General features: G+C 68.0%; 18 protein-coding genes. 10 read left to right on the top strand and 8 right to left on the bottom strand.

Annotation, left to right across the window (positions count from 1 at the left end; genetic code table 11):
- Window positions 1–981, bottom strand: a complete 981-nt coding sequence (locus BM436_RS22770; RefSeq protein WP_093557829.1) for an MBL fold metallo-hydrolase — start codon at window positions 979–981, stop codon at window positions 1–3.
- 191 nt (window positions 982–1,172) lie between these two features.
- Between BM436_RS22770 and BM436_RS22765 the strand changes: the two genes are divergently transcribed.
- Window positions 1,173–2,090, top strand: a complete 918-nt coding sequence (locus BM436_RS22765; RefSeq protein WP_093557828.1) for a LysR family transcriptional regulator — start codon at window positions 1,173–1,175, stop codon at window positions 2,088–2,090.
- 74 nt (window positions 2,091–2,164) lie between these two features.
- On the opposite strand, the gene BM436_RS22760 is transcribed toward BM436_RS22765, so the two are convergent.
- The 4 genes from BM436_RS22760 to BM436_RS22750 form a co-directional block, all read right to left on the bottom strand.
- The gene (locus BM436_RS22760; protein WP_093557827.1) at window positions 2,165–4,237 is read right to left on the bottom strand and encodes a beta-galactosidase; all 2,073 of its coding nucleotides are present in this window, start codon (window positions 4,235–4,237) and stop codon (window positions 2,165–2,167) included.
- 109 nt (window positions 4,238–4,346) lie between these two features.
- The gene (locus tag BM436_RS36420; RefSeq protein ID WP_143133282.1) at window positions 4,347–4,970 is read right to left on the bottom strand and encodes a hypothetical protein; all 624 of its coding nucleotides are present in this window, start codon (window positions 4,968–4,970) and stop codon (window positions 4,347–4,349) included.
- A gap of 375 nt (window positions 4,971–5,345) precedes the next feature.
- Window positions 5,346–6,305 carry a PDR/VanB family oxidoreductase gene (locus BM436_RS22755; RefSeq protein ID WP_093557826.1) on the bottom strand — a complete coding sequence of 320 codons (960 nt, stop codon included), beginning with the start codon at window positions 6,303–6,305 and terminating at the stop codon, window positions 5,346–5,348.
- Window positions 6,302–7,333 (bottom strand): aromatic ring-hydroxylating dioxygenase subunit alpha, encoded by a 1,032-nt coding sequence (locus BM436_RS22750; protein ID WP_093557825.1) that lies wholly within the window; start codon window positions 7,331–7,333, stop codon window positions 6,302–6,304. Before BM436_RS22750 ends, BM436_RS22755 begins: the two co-directional genes overlap by 4 nt.
- Window positions 7,334–7,433: 100 nt before the next feature.
- Here BM436_RS22750 and BM436_RS22745 point away from each other — a divergent pair, with 100 nt between their 5' ends.
- From BM436_RS22745 to BM436_RS22725, 6 genes are all read left to right on the top strand, one after another.
- Entirely contained in the window at window positions 7,434–7,937 is a 504-nt protein-coding gene (locus BM436_RS22745; protein ID WP_093557824.1) for a MarR family winged helix-turn-helix transcriptional regulator, read from the top strand.
- A 177-nt stretch (window positions 7,938–8,114) separates the two neighbouring features.
- Complete coding sequence (locus tag BM436_RS22740; RefSeq protein ID WP_093557823.1) at window positions 8,115–9,047, top strand: SphA family protein; 933 nt, start codon at window positions 8,115–8,117, stop codon at window positions 9,045–9,047.
- 134 nt (window positions 9,048–9,181) lie between these two features.
- Window positions 9,182–10,936, top strand: coding sequence for a glycoside hydrolase family 78 protein (locus BM436_RS22735; RefSeq protein WP_218164912.1), 1,755 nt, complete (start codon window positions 9,182–9,184; stop codon window positions 10,934–10,936).
- On the top strand, window positions 10,851–11,780 hold the full coding sequence (locus tag BM436_RS37575; protein ID WP_229490625.1) for an alpha-L-rhamnosidase-related protein: 930 nt from the start codon (window positions 10,851–10,853) through the stop codon (window positions 11,778–11,780). The genes BM436_RS22735 and BM436_RS37575 overlap by 86 nt, the downstream gene beginning before the upstream one ends.
- 149 nt (window positions 11,781–11,929) lie before the next feature.
- Window positions 11,930–13,681, top strand: a complete 1,752-nt coding sequence (locus tag BM436_RS22730; RefSeq protein ID WP_093557822.1) for an amidohydrolase — start codon at window positions 11,930–11,932, stop codon at window positions 13,679–13,681.
- A 69-nt stretch (window positions 13,682–13,750) separates the two neighbouring features.
- Window positions 13,751–14,683 (top strand): SphA family protein, encoded by a 933-nt coding sequence (locus tag BM436_RS22725; protein ID WP_093557821.1) that lies wholly within the window; start codon window positions 13,751–13,753, stop codon window positions 14,681–14,683.
- Here the strand turns inward: BM436_RS22725 and BM436_RS22720 are convergent.
- Window positions 14,680–15,855 carry a helix-turn-helix transcriptional regulator gene (locus BM436_RS22720; protein ID WP_093557820.1) on the bottom strand — a complete coding sequence of 392 codons (1,176 nt, stop codon included), beginning with the start codon at window positions 15,853–15,855 and terminating at the stop codon, window positions 14,680–14,682. The genes BM436_RS22725 and BM436_RS22720 overlap by 4 nt on opposite strands.
- A 227-nt stretch (window positions 15,856–16,082) precedes the next feature.
- Here BM436_RS22720 and BM436_RS22715 point away from each other — a divergent pair, with 227 nt between their 5' ends.
- The 3 genes from BM436_RS22715 to BM436_RS22705 are packed head-to-tail and all read left to right on the top strand — an operon-like array spanning window position 16,083 to window position 19,173.
- Window positions 16,083–17,540, top strand: coding sequence for an APC family permease (locus BM436_RS22715; protein ID WP_093557819.1), 1,458 nt, complete (start codon window positions 16,083–16,085; stop codon window positions 17,538–17,540).
- Window positions 17,537–18,367 carry a molybdenum cofactor biosynthesis F family protein gene (locus BM436_RS22710; protein WP_093557818.1) on the top strand — a complete coding sequence of 277 codons (831 nt, stop codon included), beginning with the start codon at window positions 17,537–17,539 and terminating at the stop codon, window positions 18,365–18,367. The genes BM436_RS22715 and BM436_RS22710 overlap by 4 nt, the downstream gene beginning before the upstream one ends.
- Window positions 18,364–19,173, top strand: a complete 810-nt coding sequence (locus BM436_RS22705) for an SDR family NAD(P)-dependent oxidoreductase (protein ID WP_093557817.1) — start codon at window positions 18,364–18,366, stop codon at window positions 19,171–19,173. The genes BM436_RS22710 and BM436_RS22705 overlap by 4 nt, the downstream gene beginning before the upstream one ends.
- 97 nt (window positions 19,174–19,270) lie before the next feature.
- Here the strand turns inward: BM436_RS22705 and BM436_RS22700 are convergent, their stop codons facing one another.
- Complete coding sequence (locus BM436_RS22700) at window positions 19,271–19,993, bottom strand: helix-turn-helix transcriptional regulator (RefSeq protein ID WP_093557816.1); 723 nt, start codon at window positions 19,991–19,993, stop codon at window positions 19,271–19,273.
- 68 nt (window positions 19,994–20,061) lie between these two features.
- A complete protein-coding gene (locus BM436_RS22695; protein ID WP_229490623.1) occupies window positions 20,062–21,948 on the bottom strand; it encodes a sigma-54-dependent Fis family transcriptional regulator in 1,887 nt (628 codons plus the stop codon).
- Window positions 21,949–22,137: the final 189 nt, after the last annotated feature.

Below are 22,137 nucleotides of genomic sequence, written 5' to 3'. Positions count from 1 at the left end.
TTATTTCGCCTGGTAGTAGTCGTTGACGTAGGGCGTCGGGATCCAGCGGTAGCCGTCGCCATCCGTCTGCACGTGGCCGATGCCCGGGTAGGCGATGTGGTCGGCCGCGACAAGGTACCGGCCGGCCACCGCGTCGGCGACGGCGCGCTTGCGCGTGGCCGCCGCGGCGCGTGGATCGACGTCGAACACGATCGTGACGTCCGGCCGGGCGAGCTGCACCTCCGCGACGTGAATCAGGTCGCCCCAGAACACCAGCTTGCGGCCGCGGCTTTCCAGTGAGTAGAACGTGTGGCCTGGCGTGTGGCCCCGCGCGGGGATCGCCTTGATGCCCGGGAACAGCTGGGTCTCGCCGCTGAAGGTGCTGACCTTGCCGGCGTCCACGTACGGCTTCACTTTCGCCACCGCCTCATCGAAGTATTTTTTGGCCGCTTCGGGCGCGCGGGCGCGTTGTTCCGGGCTGAGCCAATACTCGACTTCCTTGCGCTCGATGTGCACCGTCGCATTCGGGAAAACCATGCGCCGGCCGTCCATCAAGCCGCCGGTATGGTCGGTGTGGATGTGCGTGATCAGGATGTCGGTGATCTGCTCCGGCCGGTAGCCGGCGGCGCCGAGGCTGGCGGCCAGCTTGTTCAGGCTGGGGCCATACAGTTCGCCGGTGCCGGCGTCCACCAGCACGAGCCGGTCGCCCGTCTTGATGAGATAAGCGTTGACCGACGCGTCGACGGCCGTGTCCTGGTACGTCCGGGCCAGGCGCATGGCCACTTCGCCCGGATTCACGTTCGTTAGCAACTTGTCGGCCGGGATCGGCAACGTGCCGTCCGACAGCGCGATCACGTCGATGTCGCCGACCTTGACGTACTGGTAGCCGGCCTGGACATGGTCGGCCTTGGGCGGCGCCGCGGCCGGTGCCTCCGCCACGGCGGCGCCTGTGGCGAAGGTGAAGGCGACAGCCAGGGAAAGCGATAACAGCTTGCGTTTCATGAGGTGTCCTTTCCGAAAAAATGCGGTGGTCGTGTTTTCGGCGAGATTGCCGAGCCATCCAGAATTGCGATACCATATTCGATCAGGACCCGGTGGTCGGATCGTTTCTGGCATGTCGTTCGAGATACAAGCCAGTGTAGAACGGGTCGGCACCCGGCCGTGAGTGGGAAGATTCAATGTGAGGTATCGGTATGCTCGATATGAAGCGGTCGGATTTGCACCTGCTGATCTCGCTGGACACGCTGCTGGACGAGCTCAACGTGACCCGGGCGGCGCAGCGCATGCACATCAGCCAGTCGACGTTGTCGGGACACCTGGCGCGCTTGCGCGAGTTGTTCCGGGATCCGCTCCTCGTGCCGTCGGAAACGGGGCGCGGCATGGTGCCGACGGAGCGTGCGCTCGCGTTGCGCCCCCGGCTGGCCGATGCCCTGTCGCTGTTGCGCGACGCGGTGGCGCAGCCATACGACTTCGATCCCGCTCGTTCCGAAAGGACGTTCGTCGTCGCCGCCAACGATAATGTTTTCACGATCCTGGCGCTCGACGTGATGGCGCACGTCATGGGTTTTGGCAATCACGAACTGCGCATGGCCGTCGTGCCGGCCCATGATGCCGGTCTCGTCGACCGCATGGCGCGCGGCGAGGTCGACCTGTTCCTCGGCGACATCGGCAAGGTACCGGACACGCTGAAGACTCGGTACCTGCGTGCCGACCACTTCGTGCTGGCGCAGCGGCTGGGGCATCCGCGCGGCACGGGTGCCCCGGATCTCGACGAGTACTGCGCATTACCACACGTCGTCGTGTCGATGCGCGCGGAGTTCACGACCCCGGTCGATGCGGTCCTGCAGGGCCTCGGGCGAGTGCGGACCGTGGTTGCCGCGGTACCGAGCTACAACCAGGTCGCGCTCGTGCTGTCGCAGACGGATGGTGTCGCGACACTGCCGCGGCCACTGCTGCAGCGGTACACGACCCTCGTGGACCTGATCGACCTCCCCTTCACGGTGCCGGCCTTTCGCCTGGCGATGGCCTGGCACCCGCGCGCGCAGAACGATCCTGCCAGCGCGTGGCTCAGGCGCTGCTTCCTCGACGTGTGCGGGCTCGCCGAGGACTGACGTTCGGAGCGGTCCAAGCGGATTGTTGCGCGAATTGAAAGACTATTCAAGGATAGCCCTTCGGACTAGTCCGCTCACAGCTCCTCGACGATCGCCACGCCCCACGGCTCCAGCTTGAGCGCCTCGCCCTGCTTGACCGGCGCGCCGGTCAGCAGCGAAACGCCGTCCTTCTTCGCATAGCCGGCCTCCAGCGCCTTCGCCGAGTAGTTGAAGTAGTAGTGGAGCTTCTTGCCGAACTGGTTGACGCCGTGCTTGGCGATCAAGGGGAACTTCAGTTGTTCGTCGTATTCCACCTTGGCCTTGTTGACGGCGTCGCCGACGATGTTGGCGATCATCGCGTTCGACGGCATGAAGCCGACGTAGGTGACCAGTCCCTTGCCGTAGGCGTTCTCGGTCAGCGCCGCGTACTTGCCCCAGGCCGCGTGGTCGTAGCGTGCCAGCACCCTGGCGCTGCCCGGCGTGATCAGCTCCATCCAATTGTTCGCCTCGTTGTCCTTGCCGCTCAATTTGTACGCGTGGCCGGCCAGCGGCACGCCGTGCGGAATGGTGAACTGGTCGTAGGTGATTCCGGCCGCCTCGGCGATCAGGCCGGGCTGCTTCGCATGCCGGACCTTGACGTTGTCGTCCGAAAAACCGCTGCGGAAGGTGTACAGCACGTGCCCGCCGTTGCGGGCGTAGGCGTTCAGCTTCTCGAGCAGGCTGTCCGGCGCCGCATACAGCGCGGGAACGACGATGAGCTTGTACTTGTCGAACGGTCCGCTGCTCGGGTCCAGCAGGTCCACGCCCACGTTCATGTTGTACAGCCCATCGTAGAACGGGCGCAGGATGTCGTTGTATTTCAGGCCGTGCGGGAAATGCTCCAGCGCCGTCAAGGCCTCGTTGCTGAACAGGATGGCGACCTGGTTGTCCCGCTTCAGGTTGACCAGGTGCTGGCCGACGCGGGCGAACTCCTCGCCGATGACCTTGGCCTCCAGGTACGGCGGGTTCGGTTCGAAGTCGTGGCTCAGCAAGCCTTTCCAGTAGGTCTCGAAGGAATTGTGGATCGAGTGCCAGTGCCAGTACTCCACCATGTTGGCGCCGGAGGCCAGGTGGCTGTAGGCCTGCTGGCGCAGCTGGCCGGGATACGGCGTCCAGTCCGGGAAGCCCTGCGCCTGGGTCTCCAGCACGAGGTAGTTCCGGCCACCCTTCATGGAGCGCGTCAGGTCGCCGCCGAAGGATATCTCCACGCCGGTCAGCTTGTCCTGGGTGGGATGGTAGATGTCCACGCCGGCCACGTCGAGCGCCGCGGCCGCCGCGAAATGGTTTACCTCGGGCTGGATGCCGTAGGAGTGGCCTTTCCAGCCCAGGTCGAAGTTCTGGGTGATGAACTGGCCCTGGCGCTTGTACTCGCGCACGATTTTGGCCTGCCAGGCCAGGTAGTCCGTCACCAGCTGGCGCTGGAATCTGGCGAACTCCGACGACAGGCTGGCGTTGATGCTGCCCTCGGTGGAGGGGAAGTCCTCCCAGCGGTTGATGCGGTTGCTCCAGTAGTTCAGGCCGAAGGCGTCGTTCAGCGCGTCCAGCGTGCCGTACTTCTTCCTGCAATAGGCGACGAACTGCTTTTGCACGTTCGGACCGGAGGTGTTGTAGGCCTTGGTTTCATTGTCGACCTGGTAGCCGATGATGGCCGGGTGGTCCTTCACGTGCTCCATCATCTTGCGGATCACGCGCTCGGCGGCCTTCTTGAAGTGGACGTTGGTGATGTCCATGTTCTGGCGCGGGCCGTACTTGGCGCGGCCGGTGGGCGTGGTGACCAGGATGTCCGGGTGCTTCTTCGCCAGCCAGGTGGGGATGGCGTAGGTCGGCGTGCCGATGATGACCTGGATGCCCGCCACGTGCATCGCCTTCAGCACCCGGTCCAGGTGGGAGAAGTCGAACACGCCCTCGCTGGTCTCCATGGTGCCCCAGGTGGATTCGCCGATGCGCACCACGTTGATGCCGGCCGCCTTCATCATCGCCACGTCCTTGGCCAGGCGCTCCTCCGGCATGTACTCGTCGTAGTAGGCGACGCCGAACAGCGGCTTTTGGCCGGGCGCGGTCTGCGCCTGCGCGGTCAACGGCAGTGCGATGGCTAAGGAGAGAAGAAGAGGAAGGAGCTTCATGGGCATGGCATGGTCATCATATTGAGCGATGCGGCCCATTATCCGGGGCGTGGCCGGATTACTCCAATACCGTTTTTCCCGGAAACGATATCGATAATGGTATGCATTCCACTGTTTATCTGCTCCACACGCTTCCTTCAGGCGGACAGTTCACGCTCTGATCGCGCTCGCTGCGGTGCAGGGCTCCGGAAATGTTTTTCGCTGGTCCGTTCGTATAACAGGCGACTCCCTTCGCTGTCCTCCTGCGGGTGATCGTAACGCCGTCCGGAGAGACATAGCGGTCCACTGTATAGCCGCTGAAACCGCCCCGGGCCGCTCCAGCGAACGCGCGTTCAAGCCGCGACTGGGGCGAGTCCGGCCGCGCCAGGGGCGCCGCCGGCGCCGAGCCCCGTAGTGCCCGGTCGATCTTGCCGGCATCTCGTTTGATCAGATCCACGGACATGGCGGACCGGCCACCTTGTTCCTCCGGCGCGCTGGACAGGTCGAACACATCGGGCGGGCTTCGCTCCGCCTGCGCGGGCGTCTGCGGTGGCGCCTGTTCAATTGCGGGGATGCGCTCCACTTGCGGCGACGCCGCGCGTTTATCCGGAGTGACCCGCTTGCCGGCGCTTCTTGCCAGGGGGCCGGGCTCGGCTGAACGGCCCTGAAGGCGCAACGGAACCAGCACGAAACCGCGCGTGGCCGCTGGCGCCGGCTTTGCCACGCGCCCCGCCTGCAGGACAGCAAACACGAAAACCATATGCAGCGCAACTATCAGCGCCGCCGTCGGCGCAACGCGGCGGGTGGCGTGGCCGGCCGGAGCATACTGCGACGCCACGCCGCTAATTTGCCGAATCCGGCGCGTAAGCCAGTTCTTCCTGCGCGAACGGGGGAGCGCCGGGCAGAGGCAGGCAGACCAGGGCGGCGTCCGTCAAAAACTTAATCATGAAGCTCCCAGGGAAACGTTGCGGTGTTCCGCCGCGCATTGGGTAGCCGGACGGCGGAGAGTGCCGCCATCATACGTTATCGATATCAGATTTGATAGTCCCGCCGCCTGGCGCCGGAGTCGCCAAGGGCGAGCTGAGCCCCATTTGGGGCCAGGCCCCAAATGGGGCTCAGCTCGCTTGTGACCGGCTTACAGGTCCAGCACCAGCGTCCCGCTCTTCGAGCGCGAGCAGCAGGGGGTGAACTGGTCGTTGGCGGCGCGCTCCTCGTCGGTCAGGTAGAGGTCGCGGTGGTCCGGCACGCCGTCCAGCACCCTGGTCAGGCAGGTGCCGCACACGCCCTGCTCGCAGGAGACGGGGATGTGCACCCCCTGGTCGGCCAGCGCCTGCATCACGGTGGTGCCGGCCGGGACCGCGATCACCCTGCCGCTGGAGGCCAGCTTCACGTCGAAGGCGGCGTCGCCGCCCGTCTCCACCGCCGCGCCGGCGAAATACTCGAGGTGCACGCGCTCCTGCGGCCAGCCCAGCGCCTTGGCCGATTCCACCACGTGGGCGATGAATCCGCCGGGACCGCAGACATAGAGGTGGGTGCCCGCGTCCTCGGCGGCCAGCAGCGCCGGCACGTCCAGCTTCGGTCCCGCCGCGTCGGTGTCGTGGTAAAAGCGCACCCGTTCAGCGTACGGAGCCCCCGCGATGCGGTCGCGGAAAGCGGTGCGTTCCGGCGCGCGGGTGGCGTAATGCATGTCGAAGTCCGCGCCGTCGGCCGCCAGCGACTCCGCCATGGCCAGGATGGGCGTGACGCCGATGCCGCCGGCCAGCAGCAGGCTGCGCGGCGCACGCGTCAGGGGGAAGTGGTTCTTCGGCTCGCTGATGCGCAGCACGCTGCCCTCTTGGATCTCGTCGTGCATGGCCCGCGAGCCGCCGCGCGACGCCGGGTCGCGCAGCACGCCGATCACGTAGCGCTCCGTCTCGCGCGGCGGATTGCACAGCGAGTACTGCCGCACCAGCCCATCGCGCAGATGGACGTCGATGTGGGCACCGGCGCCGAAGGCCGGCAGCGGCCCGCCGTCCTCGCGCACCAGTTCGAAACTGCGGATGTCCTCCGCCTCGCTCACCGCGCGCCGGACCCGGACTTGCAAGGTCGCGCTCATGCCCGCTGCTCCCTGGCCATCCACTGGTCCAGCACGCGGCGCGACTGCACGCCGCCGGCGTCGATGTTGAGCATCAGCAGCTTGCGCTCGGGATGGCGCAGGATGTTCTGCTGCTGCAGCTCCAGCATGTCCTGGTCCTCGCTGAAGATCTTGCCCTGGCCTTCGCGGATGGTGGCCGTCAGCGCCGCGTCGTCCGGCTTGAAGTTGCGCGCCATGCCCCAGAAATACCAGATCGAGGTCTCGGTCTCCGGCGTGATGAAGTCGACCACGATGCTGGAGGCCTTGAACTCCGGCGGCGCGTCGTAGCCGCCCTTGCCCGCGTGCGCCACGCCCACCTCGATCATCACGTGGCTGGGCGGCGTGAAGCGGCAGATCTGCCAGCGGTCCACCGGCACGTCGTCGGCCAGGCCGTTGCCGCGCAAGGCGGCGCGCCAGAACGGCGGCGCCATGATGTTCTCCATGTAGCGGCTGGTGATGACCTCCTCGCCCTCCACCCTGGTGTGCACCGGCGCCTCGTCGATCTCCTTCTGGCCGATGCTGTTGGCGTGGACGTAGGTCTCGTGGGTCAGGTCCATCAGGTTGTCCACCATCAGGCGGTAGTCGCAGTTGATGTGGTACAGGCCGCCGCCGTAGGCCCACTCGGGGTTGTCCGCCCACTCCAGGTGGTGGATCTTGGCCGGGTCGGCCAGTTCCTTGTCGCCGGGCCAGACCCAGATGAAACCGTAGCGCTCCTCCACCGCGTAGCTGCCGATGCAGGGGAAGCCGCGCACGCGCTGGCCGGGCATGCTGACCACCTTGCCGTCGCAGCCCATCTCCAGGCCGTGGTAGCCGCACACCAGCTGGCCGTCGCGCACGAAGCCCAGCGACAGCGGCGCGCCGCGGTGCGGACAGAAGTCCTCCACCGCCGCCACCTTGCCGCCGGCGGCGCGGTAGAACACGATCTTCTCGCCGCAGATCTGGCGGCCCAGCGGCTTGTTTTCAATCTCGTCCGGGGTGCAGGCCACGTACCAGGCGTTTTTCGGGAACATGCGGATCTCCTTGTCTTTAATTTAATATTCAGTACACTGAATGTAAATGTGAGTATACTCAACATCGGCCCGAAGTAAACCACTTTTTTAGCGAGCATCCATGTCAGACAAGAGCGCAAGCCCCGCCCCGCCCAGCGAACTGGTGGACCTGTACGAGCACCCCGGCCACTTGCTGCGGCGCGCCCAGCAGATCTCGGTGTCGATCTTCTACGATGAACTGGGCAGCGAGCTGACGCCCATCCAGTACGCGGTGCTGCGCAGCCTGAGCAGCCATCCCGGCATCGACCAGGTGACGCTGGCGGGCCTGGCCGCGATCGACACCTCGACCGGCGCCACCGTGTGCGCGCGGCTGGAGGAAAAGGGGCTGCTGCAGCGGCAGGTGATCCCGCACAACCGGCGCCAGCGCGCGCTGTCGATCACGCCGGCCGGCGAGCGCATGCTGGCGGACCTGACGCCGGCCGTGCAGCGCCTGCGCGAGCGGCTGCTGGCGCCCCTGTCGCCCGACGAGCGCGAGCAGTTCATGTATTTGCTGGACAAGCTGGTGCGGACCAACAACGAACAAAGCCGCGCGCCGCTGGCGCGGCCGGTCGCGGCGCCGGATTAACGATACGGTTCTTGCGCACGATTCCCGTCGCGCACACTCCCAAATCAACAGCGACGGCGCGTGATATGACTATATTGGGGCATGCCGCCGCCGCGCCGCCTTCCCCATGGCAGGTGGCGCCCCGCTGATTTTTCCGCCAGCGCGGGCGCGGGCATCAACCTTCAGCAAGGGGAAGAGATGAACACCCGCAAAGCAAGCGCCACTTCCCTCCCCCTGCTTGCCGCCGCCCTGCTGGGCCTGGCCTCGCCCGCGCGCGCGGTCGAAGGCGGCGCGCCCATCACCCCGTTCGGCGTGAGCGGCTTCGGCGCCGGCATCATGCCGCCGCCGTCCGACGTGGCGACGGTCATGGTGCGCACCACCTTCTACCACGCCGGGCAGCTGCGCGACGACGCCGGCGACCGTTCCCCGGTGGGCGCCGACATCACGGTCAACAGCCTGGGCGCGGCGGTGATCAAGATGACCGGCACCTCCATTCTCGGCGCCCGCTACGGCTACGCGGCGGTGTTTTCCCTGCTGGACATGAAAGTCGACCTCGCCATTCCCACCCCGGCCGGCCCGCTCTCCATGGCGGGCAGGAAAACCGCGATGGGCGACATCAGCGTGGTGCCCGTGATTCTGCAATGGACGTCGCCGGGCTGGTTCCAGTTCGCGGCCCTGCAGGTGCAGCCGCCCACCGGCTCCTACGACAAGAACAGCCTGATCAACCCCGGCACCGGTCACTGGACCTGGTCGCCCACCTACGCCTTCACCCACATCGGCGCCACCGGCTTCGAGGTCTCGTCGGCCATCCAGGTCAACCTGAGCGCCCGCAACCGCCACACCGGCTACCGTTCCGGCGCCGAATGGCAGCAGGAGTTCGCGCTGGGCCAGCACGCGGGGCCGTACACGGTGGGCCTGGGCGGTTATTTCTACCGCCAGTTCACCGACGACCGCGCCGCCGGCCTGGCCAACGGCAACCGCGCGCGCGTGCTGGCGCTGGGGCCGGCGATCAACTTCTTCTCGCCGGGTTCGAAGCTGCCCATCGTCTGGCTGCACGCGTTCAAGGAATTCGGCGCCAGGAACCGCTCGCAAGGCACGCAGGTGGCCCTGCGCGCGGCCATGGCGTTCTGAGCGGAGCGCCGCACCCCGTACGGTCCGCAAATAGTCATAGACATGAGCATTCAAGCCGCTGGCGCCACGCAATGGTCTGCGTGAGCGATATCGATGCCATCCTTAGGTTATCGATACCATTTCTTGATTGACGCATGACCATGACCTTAACAAAACCACTGCTGCTGCTGTCCCTGCTCTTCCATGGCTACACCTTTGCAGCCCACCTCGAACTCAGCAAGCTCAAAGTCGAGTACGTTGAAAAGCCGCTGGGCATGGACGTTGCCCATCCGCGCTTCAGCTGGCAAATGCGCGCGGGGGACAATGCGGGCGGCGTTCGCCAGTCGGCTTTTGCGCTGATGGTCAAGGATGAAAGCGGCACGGTCGTTTGGGATTCCGGGAAAACCAGGAGCGAAACGTCGCTGAACGTGGAGTATGGCGGGAAAACGCTGGCACCCGCGACCCGGTATGACTGGTCGCTCAAGGTATGGGATCAGGACGGTGTCGCCCATACGGCCAGATCGTGGTTTGAAACCGGCTTGATGGGAAGCGGCGCCGGCCAGGCGGCCTGGAGCGGAGCCAAGCGGATCGGCGGCGATGGCAAGGACGCGGTGTTGTACGCGCATTATCTGCCGGTGTTCAAGATCGACTACGCCATGCAACTCGATAAGGCATCGAACTCCACCCGGGCCGGCTTCGTGTATGGCGCCAACGACCGGCGCCTGCTCGACAAGAACATGAACATCGGCGGATTGCAGGCCAAACGAAATGGCAGCTATATCCTGCTTGAAATCGATGCCAGTCCCCTGCTCTCGGGGCAGCAGGCGAGACTGAATATCTATCGCAAGGGCTACCGCGCGGATGACAGCATCGACGTTCCTTTCAAGAGTTTCCCGATTCCCCAATCGCTCATCAATTCCAACAACGTCTATGAGAAGCACAGCGTCAGCCTCAGCTCGAATTTGGGAACTTCCCGCATCCAGATAGATTGCGATGGGCAGGACCACCTGGTCGCGGACGTGAATCTCAATCCGTTCGGACAAGGCGGAGACGCACTTGCGTTTCCGGTCGTCGGCGATATTGGATTCCACGCGCCCAAGGACCAGGCCGCGCGGTTCTCCGATGTCAAAATCCGGCATTTCCGCAGTCCCTCGAATGCCATATTTTCCGAGCACCTCGAGGGCGATGCGTATCGCGGAATCTCCGCCGCCGGCCATGCGGGTTTCGCGGTCGAGAACAATGCCTACCGCATCACCGGAGGCGACGCTGGAAGCCTGGTCGTTGCGGACCCAAGCCGCAATGCGATGCCGATGCTGCGCACCAGCTTCACACCGGCAAAGGCAAGCATAGCCAAAGCCCGTCTGTATGTCACGGCAAGAGGGATCTACGATGTTTACCTGAACGGCAAGCGTGTCGGCGACGATTACTTCAATCCGGGTATGACGCAGTACAACAAGAGCCATCTGTATCAGACCTTCGACGTGACCAAATACCTTGTGCCGGGCCGGAATGCGCTGGGCGCGGTGATGGGTGAAGGCCAGGTGATCAGCTCCATCGACAAGCTCGCTTCATACTACGAAACCTCGGATCCCCGGGTCAATAAACTGTGGGAAAACATCACCTGGTCCACCTACGGGAATTTCCTGTCGATTCCCACCGACTGCCCGCAGCGCAATGGAAGGCTCGGTTGGAGCGGCGATATTTCGGTGTTCTCACGCACCGCGACCTATCTGGCCGAGTTGCCGCAGTTCCTGCGCAGGCATTTGAGACTGGCTCGGTCCAGAGCAGGGAAAGAACGACAACTCCCTTTTGTGGGAATCCCAGTTGATTTTCAACCTGCAAATCATGAAGAAGTTTTCTTCATTGCCGGGCAAGAACGAAGACGAGAAGCGGTTTGCGCAGCTGCTTGAGCAGCGTGGCAAGTTCTTCAATGACACCTACCTCGACGGCGAAGGGAAGACCAGGCATTCGAGCTTCAAGCAGTTTGCACAGGCGGCGCACAAGCCGGGCGATCTGGTGGATACGCAAACATCCTATGTGCTGCCGCTGGTGTTAGGCATCCCTTCAAATCACAACAAGGCCAAGGTCGCGGCAAATCTGGCCGCGACCGTCACGCGGACCAACAAGGCCGACAACGGAACCATTACTCCGCCGCATTCCCTCATGACCGGGTTTATCGGTACGGCATGGATCAGCAAGGCGCTGTCCGACAGCGGCCATGTCGATGCGGCGTATCGGCTGCTGCTGCAGACGAACTATCCCTCCTGGCTCTACCCGGTGGAGCAAGGCGCGACCACGGTGTGGGAACGCCTGAATTCGTACACCCATACCGATGGATTCGGCGGCAATAACAGCATGAACTCCTTCAACCACTACGCTTTCGGCGCCGTTGGCGCCTGGATGTATAGTCATTCGCTGGGAATCGAGCGCGACGAGGAAACGCCGGCGTTCAAGCGTTTCCGCCTGAAGCCGGAACCGGACCCTACGGGCAAGCTCAGCTATGCCAAGGGCTATTACGATTCCATGTACGGCAGGATCGAGAGCGCCTGGAAGAAGAATGCGGCCGGGACCACATATGAGTTTTCCGTTCCAGCCAACACGTCGGCGACGGTCTATATTGCCGCCGCCAGCCGGAAGGACGTGCGCTACCGCGCCGGAAAACGCAAGGCGGGACACATCGAGTTCCTGAGGATGGAAAACGGGAAAGCCGTGTTCGCGGTGGAATCCGGGAAGTACTCATTGAGCACGCCATAACCGCCAACGCTGGCATTGTGTTCGGGGGATGGCCGGCCCATGCTCACGCCGCGCCCTCCCCGCCGCCTCCCATATGGTAGGTGACGCCCCCTGATGCTGTCCCCAAACTGGGCGCAGGCATCAACCATAACCAAAAGGGGGGAAGAATCATGCGAAACAAGAAGTTGGCGCCCTGCGCCGCGCGGCGGCTGGCGGCCGGTCTCACACTGGCGCTGCTGCCATGGCTGGCGGCGGCGGCCACCAGGGCGGCCCCGCCCGACCTGATCGTGCGCAACGGCAGCATCTACACCGTGCGGGGCGAGACGGCCTGGGTCGAGGCCTTCGCGGTGCGCGACGGCCGCTATGTCGCCACCGGCACGAACGCCGAGATCGCCCGCCTGGCCGGACCGAAGACCCGCGTGCTCGACCTGCGCGGCGCGATGGCCATGCCCGGCATTAACGACGTGCACGCGCACCCGCTGGACGGCGGCTACGAGGACCTGTACGCCTGCAACTTCGCGCCATCGAGCACGTTCGAACAGGTGCTGGCCCGCGTGGCCGACTGCGCCGCCAGGGCCGAGCCGGGCGACTGGGTGGTGGGCGGCGCGTGGAGCAGCACCATGCTGGCGCAGGTGTCCACCCCGGCCGCGCTGGCGGCGCTGGACAAGGCCGGCGCCGGCCATCCGGTGCTGCTGCGCGACGAGACCTTCCACAACCGCTGGGCCAACAGCGAGGCGCTCAAGCGCGGCGGCATCACCAGGGATAGCGCCGACCCGGCCGGCGGCGTCATCGCCAAGGATCCGGCCAGCGGCCAGCCCACCGGGCTGCTCAAGGAATTCCCGGCCTTCCTGGCACTGGAGCGGCAAATCCCGCCGCGCACCCAGGCCCGCCAGCTGGCGGCCGCCCGCGCCGCCGGCGCCACCATGAACGCCTGCGGCATCACCGGCGTGCAGGACGCGTTCAGCTCCGAGGCCGCGCTGGCCATATGGAGCCAGGTCGACCGCGACGGCGGCCTGCCCTTCCACATGGTGGCCTCGCTGTCGGCCATGCCCTCGGCCTTCCCGGCCGAACGCACCGGCCTGGCGCTGGTGGAGGCGCGCGAGCAGTACCGCGGCGCCAACCTGCGGCCGGACTTCGTCAAGCTGTTCCTGGACGGCGTGCCGCCCGCCCGCACCGCCGAATTCCTGCAGCCCTACCTGCCGGACGCCGAACACGGCGCGCACTACCACGGCCACAGCAACTTCACGCGCGACCAGCTGGTGGACCTGCTGGTCCAACTGGACCGGCGCGGCGTGCCGGCCAAGATGCACGCCACCGGCGACGCCTCGCTGCGCCTGGCGCTGGACGCGGTGGACGAGGTCCGCAAGCGCAACGGCATGCCCGGCCAGCGCCACCAGGTGGCCCACGCCAGCTTCATCGCCGACGCCGACCTGGCGCGCTTCCGCGCCCTGAACGTGACGGCCGAGATCTCGCCGATGATCTGGTATCCCACCGGCCTGGGGATGGCGACCGCCATGGCCATCGGCAAGGAGCGCGCCGAGCGCATCTTCCCCGTCGCCAGCCTGCTGCGCAGCGGCGCGCTGGTGGCCGGCGGCTCGGACTGGCCGGCGGGGCAGCCCACGGCCAACCCGTGGACCGGCATCGAGGGCCTGGTCACGCGCAGGGACCCGTTCGGCGCCATCCCGGGCGCGCTGTGGCCGGAACAGGCGGTCGGCCTGGCCTCCGCCCTGCGCATCTACACCATCAACAGCGCGGAGGCGATGGGCATGGGGCGGGAGACCGGCTCGATCGAGACGGGCAAGTCGGCCGATTTCATCGTATTGGACCGCAACCTGTTCCGCATCCCGGCCGGCCAGATCCACGAAACCACCGTGAAACAGACCTTCTTCCGGGGGCGCCAGGTCCATCCCCGCGCCGAATAAAAACAAGGCCGGTGGCCGCTCCAGCGCGGGCAACCGGCGTCCAAAACGACATCCAGACAGGCATTCACCATGAACATCCAGAAATCCACCACCGCCGCCCTCACCCTGCTTTGCGCCGCCCTGCTGGGCGTGGCCGCGCCCGCGCGCGCGACCGAAGGCGGCGCCCCCATCACCCCCTTCGGCGTGACCGACTTCGGCGCCGGCATCATGCCGCCGCCGTCGGACGTGGCGACGGTCGGCGTGCGCACCACCTTCTACCACGCCAACCAGCTGCGCGACGACGCCGGCAACCGCTCCCCGGTGGGCGCCGACCTCTCCATCTACAGCCTGGGCGTGGCCGTGATCAAGATGACCAAGACCACCTTCCTCGGCGCCACCTATGGCTACGCGGCGGTGTTCCCCCTGCTGGACATGAAACTGGACCTCTCCATCCCCACCCCGGCCGGCCCGCTCGCCATGACGGGCAGGAAAACCGCGATGGGCGACATCAGCGTGACGCCCGTGATCCTGCAATGGACGTCGCCGGGCTTCTTCCAGTACGCGGCCCTGCAGGTGCAGGCGCCCACCGGCTCCTACGACAAGAACCGCCTGGCCAACCCGGGCACGGGACACTGGACCTGGTCGCCCACCTACGCCTTCACGCGCATCGGCCAGACCGGCTTCGAGGTCTCGTCGACCATCCAGGTCAACCTGAACACCCGCAACCACCACACCGGCTACCGCTCCGGCGCCGAATGGCAGCAGGAGTTCGCGCTGGGGCAACACGTGGGACCGTACACCGTGGGCCTGGGTGGCTACTTCTACCACCAGTTCACCGACGACCGCGCCGCCGGCCTGGCCAACGGCAACCGCGCGCGCGTGCTGGCGCTGGGACCGGCGATCAACTTCTTCTCGCCAGGCTCGAAGCTGCCCATCGTCTGGCTGCACGCGTTCAAGGAGTTCGGCGCCAGGAACCGATCGCAAGGCACCCAGGTGGCGCTGCGCGCGGCCTTCACGTTCTAAGGGTTCAGGTCCGGGGCCGCGGCGTCCAGCAATTGCGCCGCCGCGGAGGACAGCACCAGCCGCACCAGTTCCGCCTGGCGGCTGGCGCCGGTCTTGGCCTGCGCCTGTTTGAGTTGGCCGCGCACGGTGCCCAGGCCGACGCCGCGCGCCAGCGCGTACTGTTCCAGCGTGCTGCCGCCCACCAGCGCCGCCACCAGCCGGGCCTCGGCCGGCGTCAGCCCGAACAGGGCGGCGATGGCGGCCGGCGAGACGGGCGCGCCGGCTGCGGCGCCCGTGACGGCGACAAACACCGAGGCCTGCCCGCCCGCCTGGCGCGGGGCCAGCGCCTGCAGCGCGAGGTGCAGGCATTGCGGCCCCTGGCCCAGGGTCAGGTAGCGCGTCCCGCCGCCAACCGAAGCCGCGGCGGCCGGTTCCCGCGGCAAGTCCGCATCGCCGCCGGCCAGGACGGCCAACTCGCGCCGCAGGGCCGCGTCGTTGGCGGCGCCGGCCGCGCGCAAGCCGCCGTCGCGCAGCCGCAGGCTATCGCCCCCCGCCAGCAGTTCCCGCGCGCTGCGGTTCATCCATCGCACACGGCCGTCGCCGTCGCAGACCAGCAGGCCGCCGCGCAGGTGGTCGAGGTGCCGGCGCAGCCTGTGCTCCAGGTCCGCCCCGGCGCGCAGGCGCGCCCGCACGCCGATGGCCTGCTTGAAGTGCGGCGCCAGCATGGCCAGGTGGCCGGCCTGGGCGGCCGAGAAATCGTCCGGGTCGTCGATGTCGCGGTGCAGCGCCAGCCCGAGATAGGTGTCGCCGTCCAGTTGCTGCAGGCTGCCCATGAAGCGTCCCAGCCGGCGCTGCGCCAGCCGCTCCTGCAAGCGCCCCCGGGCCGGGTCGCCGCGGTCGAACAGGTCCTCGTCGCGGATGACGCGGTCCAGCCCGCGCGCGATGCGGCCCACCTCCAGGCGTGGATTGTCCTCGTCGTCCACACCGGGCAGGGGCGCCGCGTCGCGGCCGAGGGTCTGCGCGTCGGCCGCGGTCCAGGCGATGGCCAGGCGTCCGCCGCGCAGCTTGACCGCCTGCAGCACCGCCGAGCGGGCGCCGGTCTCCCGGCATAGCTGGTTGAGCACACCGCTCCACTGCGCGGGATCGTCCTCGCAGCCATAGAGCTTGAACAGCAGCGTGTCGGCCGTGTTCACGGCGCCACCGGCGTCCAGTTCAGTTGTCTTTCAAACATGGCGAATCTCCCCCGGTATGTTTTTTCCCATCTTAGTTCAAAACCGCCCGCGCCGCGACGTCTCGATTTCCCTCATCCCTCTGACCGATACCGGCCTACGCGGGCGCCCCCCTACCATGGCTGCGCCGCCATGAAAGCGGACCACAACAAGCGGACGACAACAAGCAGACGACAACGACGGGGAGCGCCATGGATAATGTATTGAACGGGAAGCCACCGCCGCGCGTGCTGGGCATGCGCACGCTGGTGGGCATCATCATCGGCATCGCGATTTCGCAGGTGGCGCTGGTGTCGCTGCTGCAGGCCACGGCCTACGCCCGCGGCGTGCCGCCGCTGCTGGTGGCGGGCGCCTTCGCGGCCGCCTTCCTGCTGGCGCTGAGCTATGTCTCCTCGTTCTCCGAACTGGCGCTGATGATGCCGTCGGCGGGCGGCTTGAGCACTTACACCGAGGTCGCCATCGGCCAGTTCCCGGCGCTGGTGGCGACCTTCTCCGGCTACGTGGTGGTCAACCTGTTCGGCCTGCCCGCCGAGCTGCTGGTGTTCGACAACGTGCTGCGCGAGGTGCTGGGGCTGGACCTGCCGCCCCACGCGCTGGGCCTCGGATTGCTGGCGCTGCTGACGGTGCTCAACGTGCTCGGCACCGATGTATTCGCCCTGCTGCAAAACGCCACCACCGTCATGAAGATCGCGGCGGTGGCCGGCACCGGCGCCATCGCGCTGTGCGTCGCGCAGCCCGCAACGATGGACGCGGCGGCCGTCGCCGCCTTGGCGGCCGTCGCCGCCTTGGCGGCCGTGGCGCCTCCCGCCCTCGCCGTCGCCGGCGGCACCGCCGCGGCCGGCCTGATCGCGCTGTTCGTCTGGTGTTTTGTCGGCGCCGAATTCGTCTGCCCGCTGATCGAGGAGACCCGGCGGCCGGAACGCGACATCCCGCGCGCCATGGCGATCGCGCTGTGCATGCTGGCGCTCATGACGGCCCTCTACGCCCTCGGCGCGCACCGCCTGCTGGACACGGCCACGCTGGCCGCCAGCCGCTTCCCCCACCTCGCCTACGCCGCCGCCGTGTTCGGGCGCGCCGGCACCGTGCTGATCGCGCTGACCGCCATCGGCGCCACCACCGGCCTGGTCAACGCGGTGCTGGGCGGCGTGTCGCGCATGCTGTGCGGCATGGCGCAAAACGGCCAGGCCTTCGCCTTCCTGGCGTGGCGCCATCCGCGCTACGGCACGCCGTGGGCCGCCATCGTGTTCCTGGCCGCGCTGTCGGCGGTGCCCCTGCTCGCGCTGGGCAACCGCCCCGAGACCATCACCATCCTGGTGGTGTCGGCGTCCACCGCCTGGCTGCTGGCCTACATCGTCGCCCACATCGACGTGATCGCGCTGCGGCTGCGCTACCCGGACCTGCCGCGGCCCTCGCGCTCGCCCTTCTTCCCGCTGGTGCAGCTGCTCGGCATCGCTGGCATGGCCTACGCCGCGCTGAACAACTCTCCCGCTCCCGAACTGTCGCGCACCGTGTACCTGATCACCGGCTGCGTGCTGGGCGCGACCGGCCTGCTGTCCGCGTTCTGGGTACGCTTCGTGATGAAGCGCCCCCTGTTCCGTCCACAGCCACTGCTTACCCTACCCCCCCTATCAACTGGAGAAACCGCATGAACAGCAAGACCGAATGGATATCAGTGGGCGCCTTGGGCGACGCCTTCGCCCCCGACAACCACTGCCTGGAAGCCAGCGCCGCGCTGCTGGGGCGCCGCCTGACGCTGCACTTCGCCGACGGCGCGGCGATCGAACACCACTTCGTCTCGGCCACGGAGCTGCGCTGGACGGTGCTGCAAGGCGGCGAACGCGGCGCCGCGCAAACCGAGAACTACCAGGCCACCAGCCTGCGCGACGGCGTCTACTTCGTCGACTTCGCCAAGCGCGGCGAGCGCGCCACCACGGTCAGCCTGGTGCTGGACCTGGAGCGTGGCATCTTCACGGCGGTGACAGGCCGGTTGCCCACCCGCGAGGACGCGGCCAAGCCGCTGTCGCGCCGCGTGGCCGAGGGCCTGGAACTGACGCCGGTGGGCGCCGACTTCAACCACGGCGCCATCGGCGCGCCATGCACGCCGGAGACGCCGGCGCACCAAGCCACCGGCGCGCTGATCGGCAAGCGCGTGCAATACACCTACAGCCCGCACGAGGTGTACGAGCACATCTACCTCAACGAGCGCTTCTACACCTGGCACTGCCTGCTGGGCTCCGAGCGGGGACTGACCGACACCGACGCCTGCGACTACCTCCACATCGGCGACGAACTGTACCTGTTCGTCTGGCGCGAGAAGACCATCCCCACGCTGGGCCTGATCATGGTGGACCTGAAGCGCATGAAAACCACCGGCAAGATCTTCGGCTACGAGGGCGACGATTACGCGGCGGTGCGCAACTTCCCGGTGGGCGCCCACTGCCGCGTCCTGAACACCACCGAACGCGCTCCGGCATGAGGCGCTTCGCGGACAAGGTGTTCATCGTCACCGGCGGCGGCACCGGCATCGGCGCGGCCTGCGTGGCGCGGCTGGCCGGCGAGGGCGCGAAGGTGGCGGTGCTGGGCCGGCGCGCCGGCCTGATCTCGGCGGTGGCCGAGGCGGCCGGCGGCATCGCCATCGAGGCCGACGCCGCCGACGGCGCGCGGATGGACGCCGCCGTGGCGCGGGTGCTGGCCGAGTGGGGCCGCCTGGACGGCCTGATCGCCAACGCCGGCGGCTTCGGCGGCGGCGCCGTGGCCGACGTCTCGGACGCCGACTGGCAGGCGTCCTTCCAGGCCAACCTGGGCACCGCCTTCGTCAGCGCGCGCGCCTGCCTGCCGGCGCTGGTGGAAAGCCGCGGCAGCCTGGTGTTCCTGTCCTCCATCGCCGGGCTGGCGGCCGGCCCGGAGGTGTGCGGCTACACCACCTTCAAGCACGCGATGATCGGCCTGGCGCGCTCCATCGCGCGCGACTACGGCCCGCGCGGCGTGCGCGCCAACACCGTCTGCCCGGGCTGGGTGCGCACGCCGATGGCGGACGAGGAAATGGCCGAACTGATGGCGCGGCACGGCCTGGACCTGGAGCAGGCCTACCGCCGCGTGACCGCCGACGTGCCGCTGCGGCGCGCCGCCACGCCCGGGGAGATCGCCGAGGTCTGCCTGTTCCTGGCGTCCGAACAGGCCTCCATCATCACCGGCGCGGTGCTCACCGCCGATGGCGGCGCCACCATCGTGGACGTGCCCACGCTGGCCTTCGGCCGCTGCGGCGACGGGGGGGCGGCGTGAGGCGGGGCTTCGCCGCGCGGTGCCGGTGGGCCGCCTGGGACGCCCGGGCGGCGCCACGCTGCCCGAGGCGGGCTCGCCGCCGCCCGCCTGAGCGGAGCTAGGGGCCGGACCGCCGCCCCTCCACGCCGCCGGCCAATTCGGTGCGGCTGCGCAGGCCGGTCTTGCGGAAGATGTTTTGCAGATGCGTCTTCACGGTCGACAAGGCCATCCCCTCCTCCCGGCAAATCTCCTTGTTGCCCATGCCGCGGCTGACCGCGTGGGCCACGTCCAGCTCCCGCTCCGTCAACTCCGGATAGAGCCGCAGCAGGCTGGCGCGCGTGGCGGGAGGCCTGGAAACATCGCCCGGTCCCAGCGTGTCCGCGGCCATCGCCGCCAGCCGCTGCAAGGCCGCCAGCGACGCCACCTCCGCCGCGCCGAACGCCGGCATGCCCGCGTCGCGCAACACGGACAGGCCGAAACATTCGCCCGAGGGCGCCGGGATGTACAGCTCCACCGCGTCGCACAGGCGGTAGGGCTGCATGAAATCGCTGTAATAGCGGGCATGCGCGGCCAGCGCCGGGGTCAGGCGCTGGCCCAGGCTGGCCACCGCGTCGCGCGGCAGGCAGGCTTGCGGCGACAAGGGGTCGAGCTGCTGGAAGTCCTGGAAATACGCGTCGAAACGGTCCGCGCGCTCGTCCACCAGCAGCAGGTCGTCGATGCGGGCGTCGCGCACGCGGTAGAAGATCCAGCCGGAAGCGGGCACCAGGCATCTGGCCAGCCCGGTGACGTGGTGCGCGAACCGGCGGTGCGCATTGGCGCCGCCTTGAATGGAGCTGGTCATGGTCGTTCCCTTCGAAGCCTTCGCACGGCAAGCGGATGGACAGGCCGTGCGGCCGATTGTAGCAGGCCTCAGGGCAGCGCGGGCGCGCCGGCCATCTTGCGGTAAATGGTGTTGCGCGAGATACCCAGCGCCTTGGCGGCGGCGGACACGTTGCCGCCGCAGCGTTCCAGCGCGCGCCGTATCACCTCCAGCGCCTCGGTTTCCAGGCTGCCCGCGCAATGCGGCCCCGGAGCGGGGCCCCGCGGCGCGTCCTCCTCCAGGAAGTCGGACGGCAGGTGGCACAGGGATATCTCGGGCTCGCACGCCTCGTCCGCGCCGGACAGCGCCACCGCCGTGCGCAGCACGCTGTGCAACTGGCGCAGATTGCCCGGCCAGCGGTGACTCTCGAACAGCCGCATGACCTCGTCCGACACGGCGCAGCGGCCGCCCCCGGGCAGTCCCGCCAGCACGCGCGCCACCACGGCCCGCAGGTCGCCGCGCTCGCGCAGCGGCGGCAGCTTGACCACCAGGCCGTTCAGGCGGTAGTACAAATCCTCGCGGAAGCCGCCCTCGGCGATCAAGCCGCGCAGGCTGCGGTGGGTGGCGCAGACCAGGTCGATGTCGACCGGGACGGCGCGGCCGCCGCCCAGCGGTGTGACGCTGCGCTCCTGCAGCACCCGCAGCAGCCTGGCCTGCAGGCCGGGCGGCATGTCGCCGATCTCGTCCAGAAACAGCGTGCCGCCATGGGCTTGCGCGATCCTGCCCACCGCGCCCTTCTTGCGCGCGCCGGTGAACGCGCCGTCCTCGTAGCCGAACAGTTCGGACTCGATCAGCGACTCCGGTATCGCGGCGCAATTGACCACCACCAGCGGCCCCGCCGCCCGCTGCCCGTCGTGATGGATGGCCTGCGCCAGCCACTCCTTGCCGGTGCCGGTCTCGCCCAGGATCATGATGGGAATGCCGCGCCCCAGCACCTTGCCGACGGCGGCGATCGCCTGCGCCAGCTGGCGGTCGCCGGTGTCCAGCGCGCGCAGGCCGCCGGCGGGGCGAGCGCCCGCGGGTGCGGACCTGCCCGCGCCCCCGGTCCCGCCGCCCGCCTGGCCGCCCTCCCCGCCCGGCCAGGCCCCGCTCCGGCGCACGACGCGGCCATGCAGGCGCCGGCCATCGGGCAGGACCAGTGCCAGCGGGCCGTCCGCGGCGCCCGGAGCCAGCGCCGCCGGATCCAGGCCCAGCAGGGAAACCAGCGTATGCGCGCGCAGCCGCGGCAGCGGCATGCCGCACTGGCTCACGCCGCCGCGGTTGACGTACAGCACGCGTCCGCCCGGCGAGAACGCCGCGCAGCCGCCCGCGGCCGTGCCCACCAGTTCGGCGCAGGCGTGAAACTGCACCATGGCGGCGTTGCCGCAGGCCTGGGCGAACAGGCGGTTCTCTATCTCCTGCGCCGTCATCCGCACCAGGGCCATGGTGTGCGGATGGCCACCGGCGCACTGCGCGCCGGCCACGTCGAGGGCGCCGATGACCTGCCCCTCGGCGTCGAAGATCGGCGCCGCCGCGCTGCTGAGGGAACGGTGGGCGCGCAGGAAATGCTCCTCGCCATGGACCTGCACCGGCGCCTTGCTCGCGAGCGCCGTGCCGATCGCATTGGCGCCCATGCTGGCCTCGGACCAGGCGGTGCCCGGCCGCATCGCCTCCGGCGCCGCCGACCCCAGCCACGCCGGATCGCCCAGCGCATGCAGGACCACGCCGTCCGCGTCGGTCAACACCACCATGTGGCGGCTCTCCGCGATCTGGGCGTACAGCGCCTCCATCAGCGGCGCCGCCAACCTGCACCAGGCGCCGTTGCGCTCCATCAGCCTGGCCAGCCCGGCCTCGGGCAACGCCGCCCGCGCCGGCGGCCCGTCGTGGTGCAAGCCCATGTCGGCGCAGCGCCGGTGCGCCTGCGCGATGATGTCCCGCCTTGTATCGCCGGTATCCATATGCCCCGTCCCCCTTGTTCCGTCTTCGATGACAACCGGCAGCATAGTTCCGTACGACAAGAAAAAATTTGACGCAGATCAAATCGTCCCGCATTCGGCCAGCGGCATCGCCGGAAGCCGCCGAATTTGATCAAGATCAAACAAATTCCCGATCATGTTGCCCAGAATCACCGTCGATGGCCCGCAAGC

This window comes from Pseudoduganella namucuonensis, from assembly GCF_900116645.1.
GTDB classification, from domain to species: Bacteria; Pseudomonadota; Gammaproteobacteria; order Burkholderiales; family Burkholderiaceae_D; genus Rugamonas; species Rugamonas namucuonensis.
Note: the sequence above shows the minus strand (reverse complement) of the source record. Positions and strands in the feature narration are given on the sequence as shown.

Coding starts and splice junctions, on each gene's coding strand:
- BM436_RS36420 (WP_143133282.1), bottom strand. CDS start 4,970: ATGGTTTTCGTGTTTGCTGTCCTGCAGGCGGGGCGCGTGGCAAAGCCG.
- BM436_RS22765 (WP_093557828.1), top strand. CDS start 1,173: ATGCTCGATATGAAGCGGTCGGATTTGCACCTGCTGATCTCGCTGGAC.
- BM436_RS22695 (WP_229490623.1), bottom strand. CDS start 21,948: ATGGATACCGGCGATACAAGGCGGGACATCATCGCGCAGGCGCACCGG.
- BM436_RS22700 (WP_093557816.1), bottom strand. CDS start 19,993: ATGACCAGCTCCATTCAAGGCGGCGCCAATGCGCACCGCCGGTTCGCG.
- BM436_RS22710 (WP_093557818.1), top strand. CDS start 17,537: ATGAACAGCAAGACCGAATGGATATCAGTGGGCGCCTTGGGCGACGCC.
- BM436_RS22760 (WP_093557827.1), bottom strand. CDS start 4,237: ATGCCCATGAAGCTCCTTCCTCTTCTTCTCTCCTTAGCCATCGCACTG.
- BM436_RS22725 (WP_093557821.1), top strand. CDS start 13,751: ATGAACATCCAGAAATCCACCACCGCCGCCCTCACCCTGCTTTGCGCC.
- BM436_RS22745 (WP_093557824.1), top strand. CDS start 7,434: ATGTCAGACAAGAGCGCAAGCCCCGCCCCGCCCAGCGAACTGGTGGAC.
- BM436_RS22755 (WP_093557826.1), bottom strand. CDS start 6,305: ATGAGCGCGACCTTGCAAGTCCGGGTCCGGCGCGCGGTGAGCGAGGCG.
- BM436_RS22705 (WP_093557817.1), top strand. CDS start 18,364: ATGAGGCGCTTCGCGGACAAGGTGTTCATCGTCACCGGCGGCGGCACC.
- BM436_RS22770 (WP_093557829.1), bottom strand. CDS start 981: ATGAAACGCAAGCTGTTATCGCTTTCCCTGGCTGTCGCCTTCACCTTC.
- BM436_RS22750 (WP_093557825.1), bottom strand. CDS start 7,333: ATGTTCCCGAAAAACGCCTGGTACGTGGCCTGCACCCCGGACGAGATT.
- BM436_RS22715 (WP_093557819.1), top strand. CDS start 16,083: ATGGATAATGTATTGAACGGGAAGCCACCGCCGCGCGTGCTGGGCATG.
- BM436_RS22740 (WP_093557823.1), top strand. CDS start 8,115: ATGAACACCCGCAAAGCAAGCGCCACTTCCCTCCCCCTGCTTGCCGCC.
- BM436_RS22735 (WP_218164912.1), top strand. CDS start 9,182: ATGACCATGACCTTAACAAAACCACTGCTGCTGCTGTCCCTGCTCTTC.
- BM436_RS22730 (WP_093557822.1), top strand. CDS start 11,930: ATGCGAAACAAGAAGTTGGCGCCCTGCGCCGCGCGGCGGCTGGCGGCC.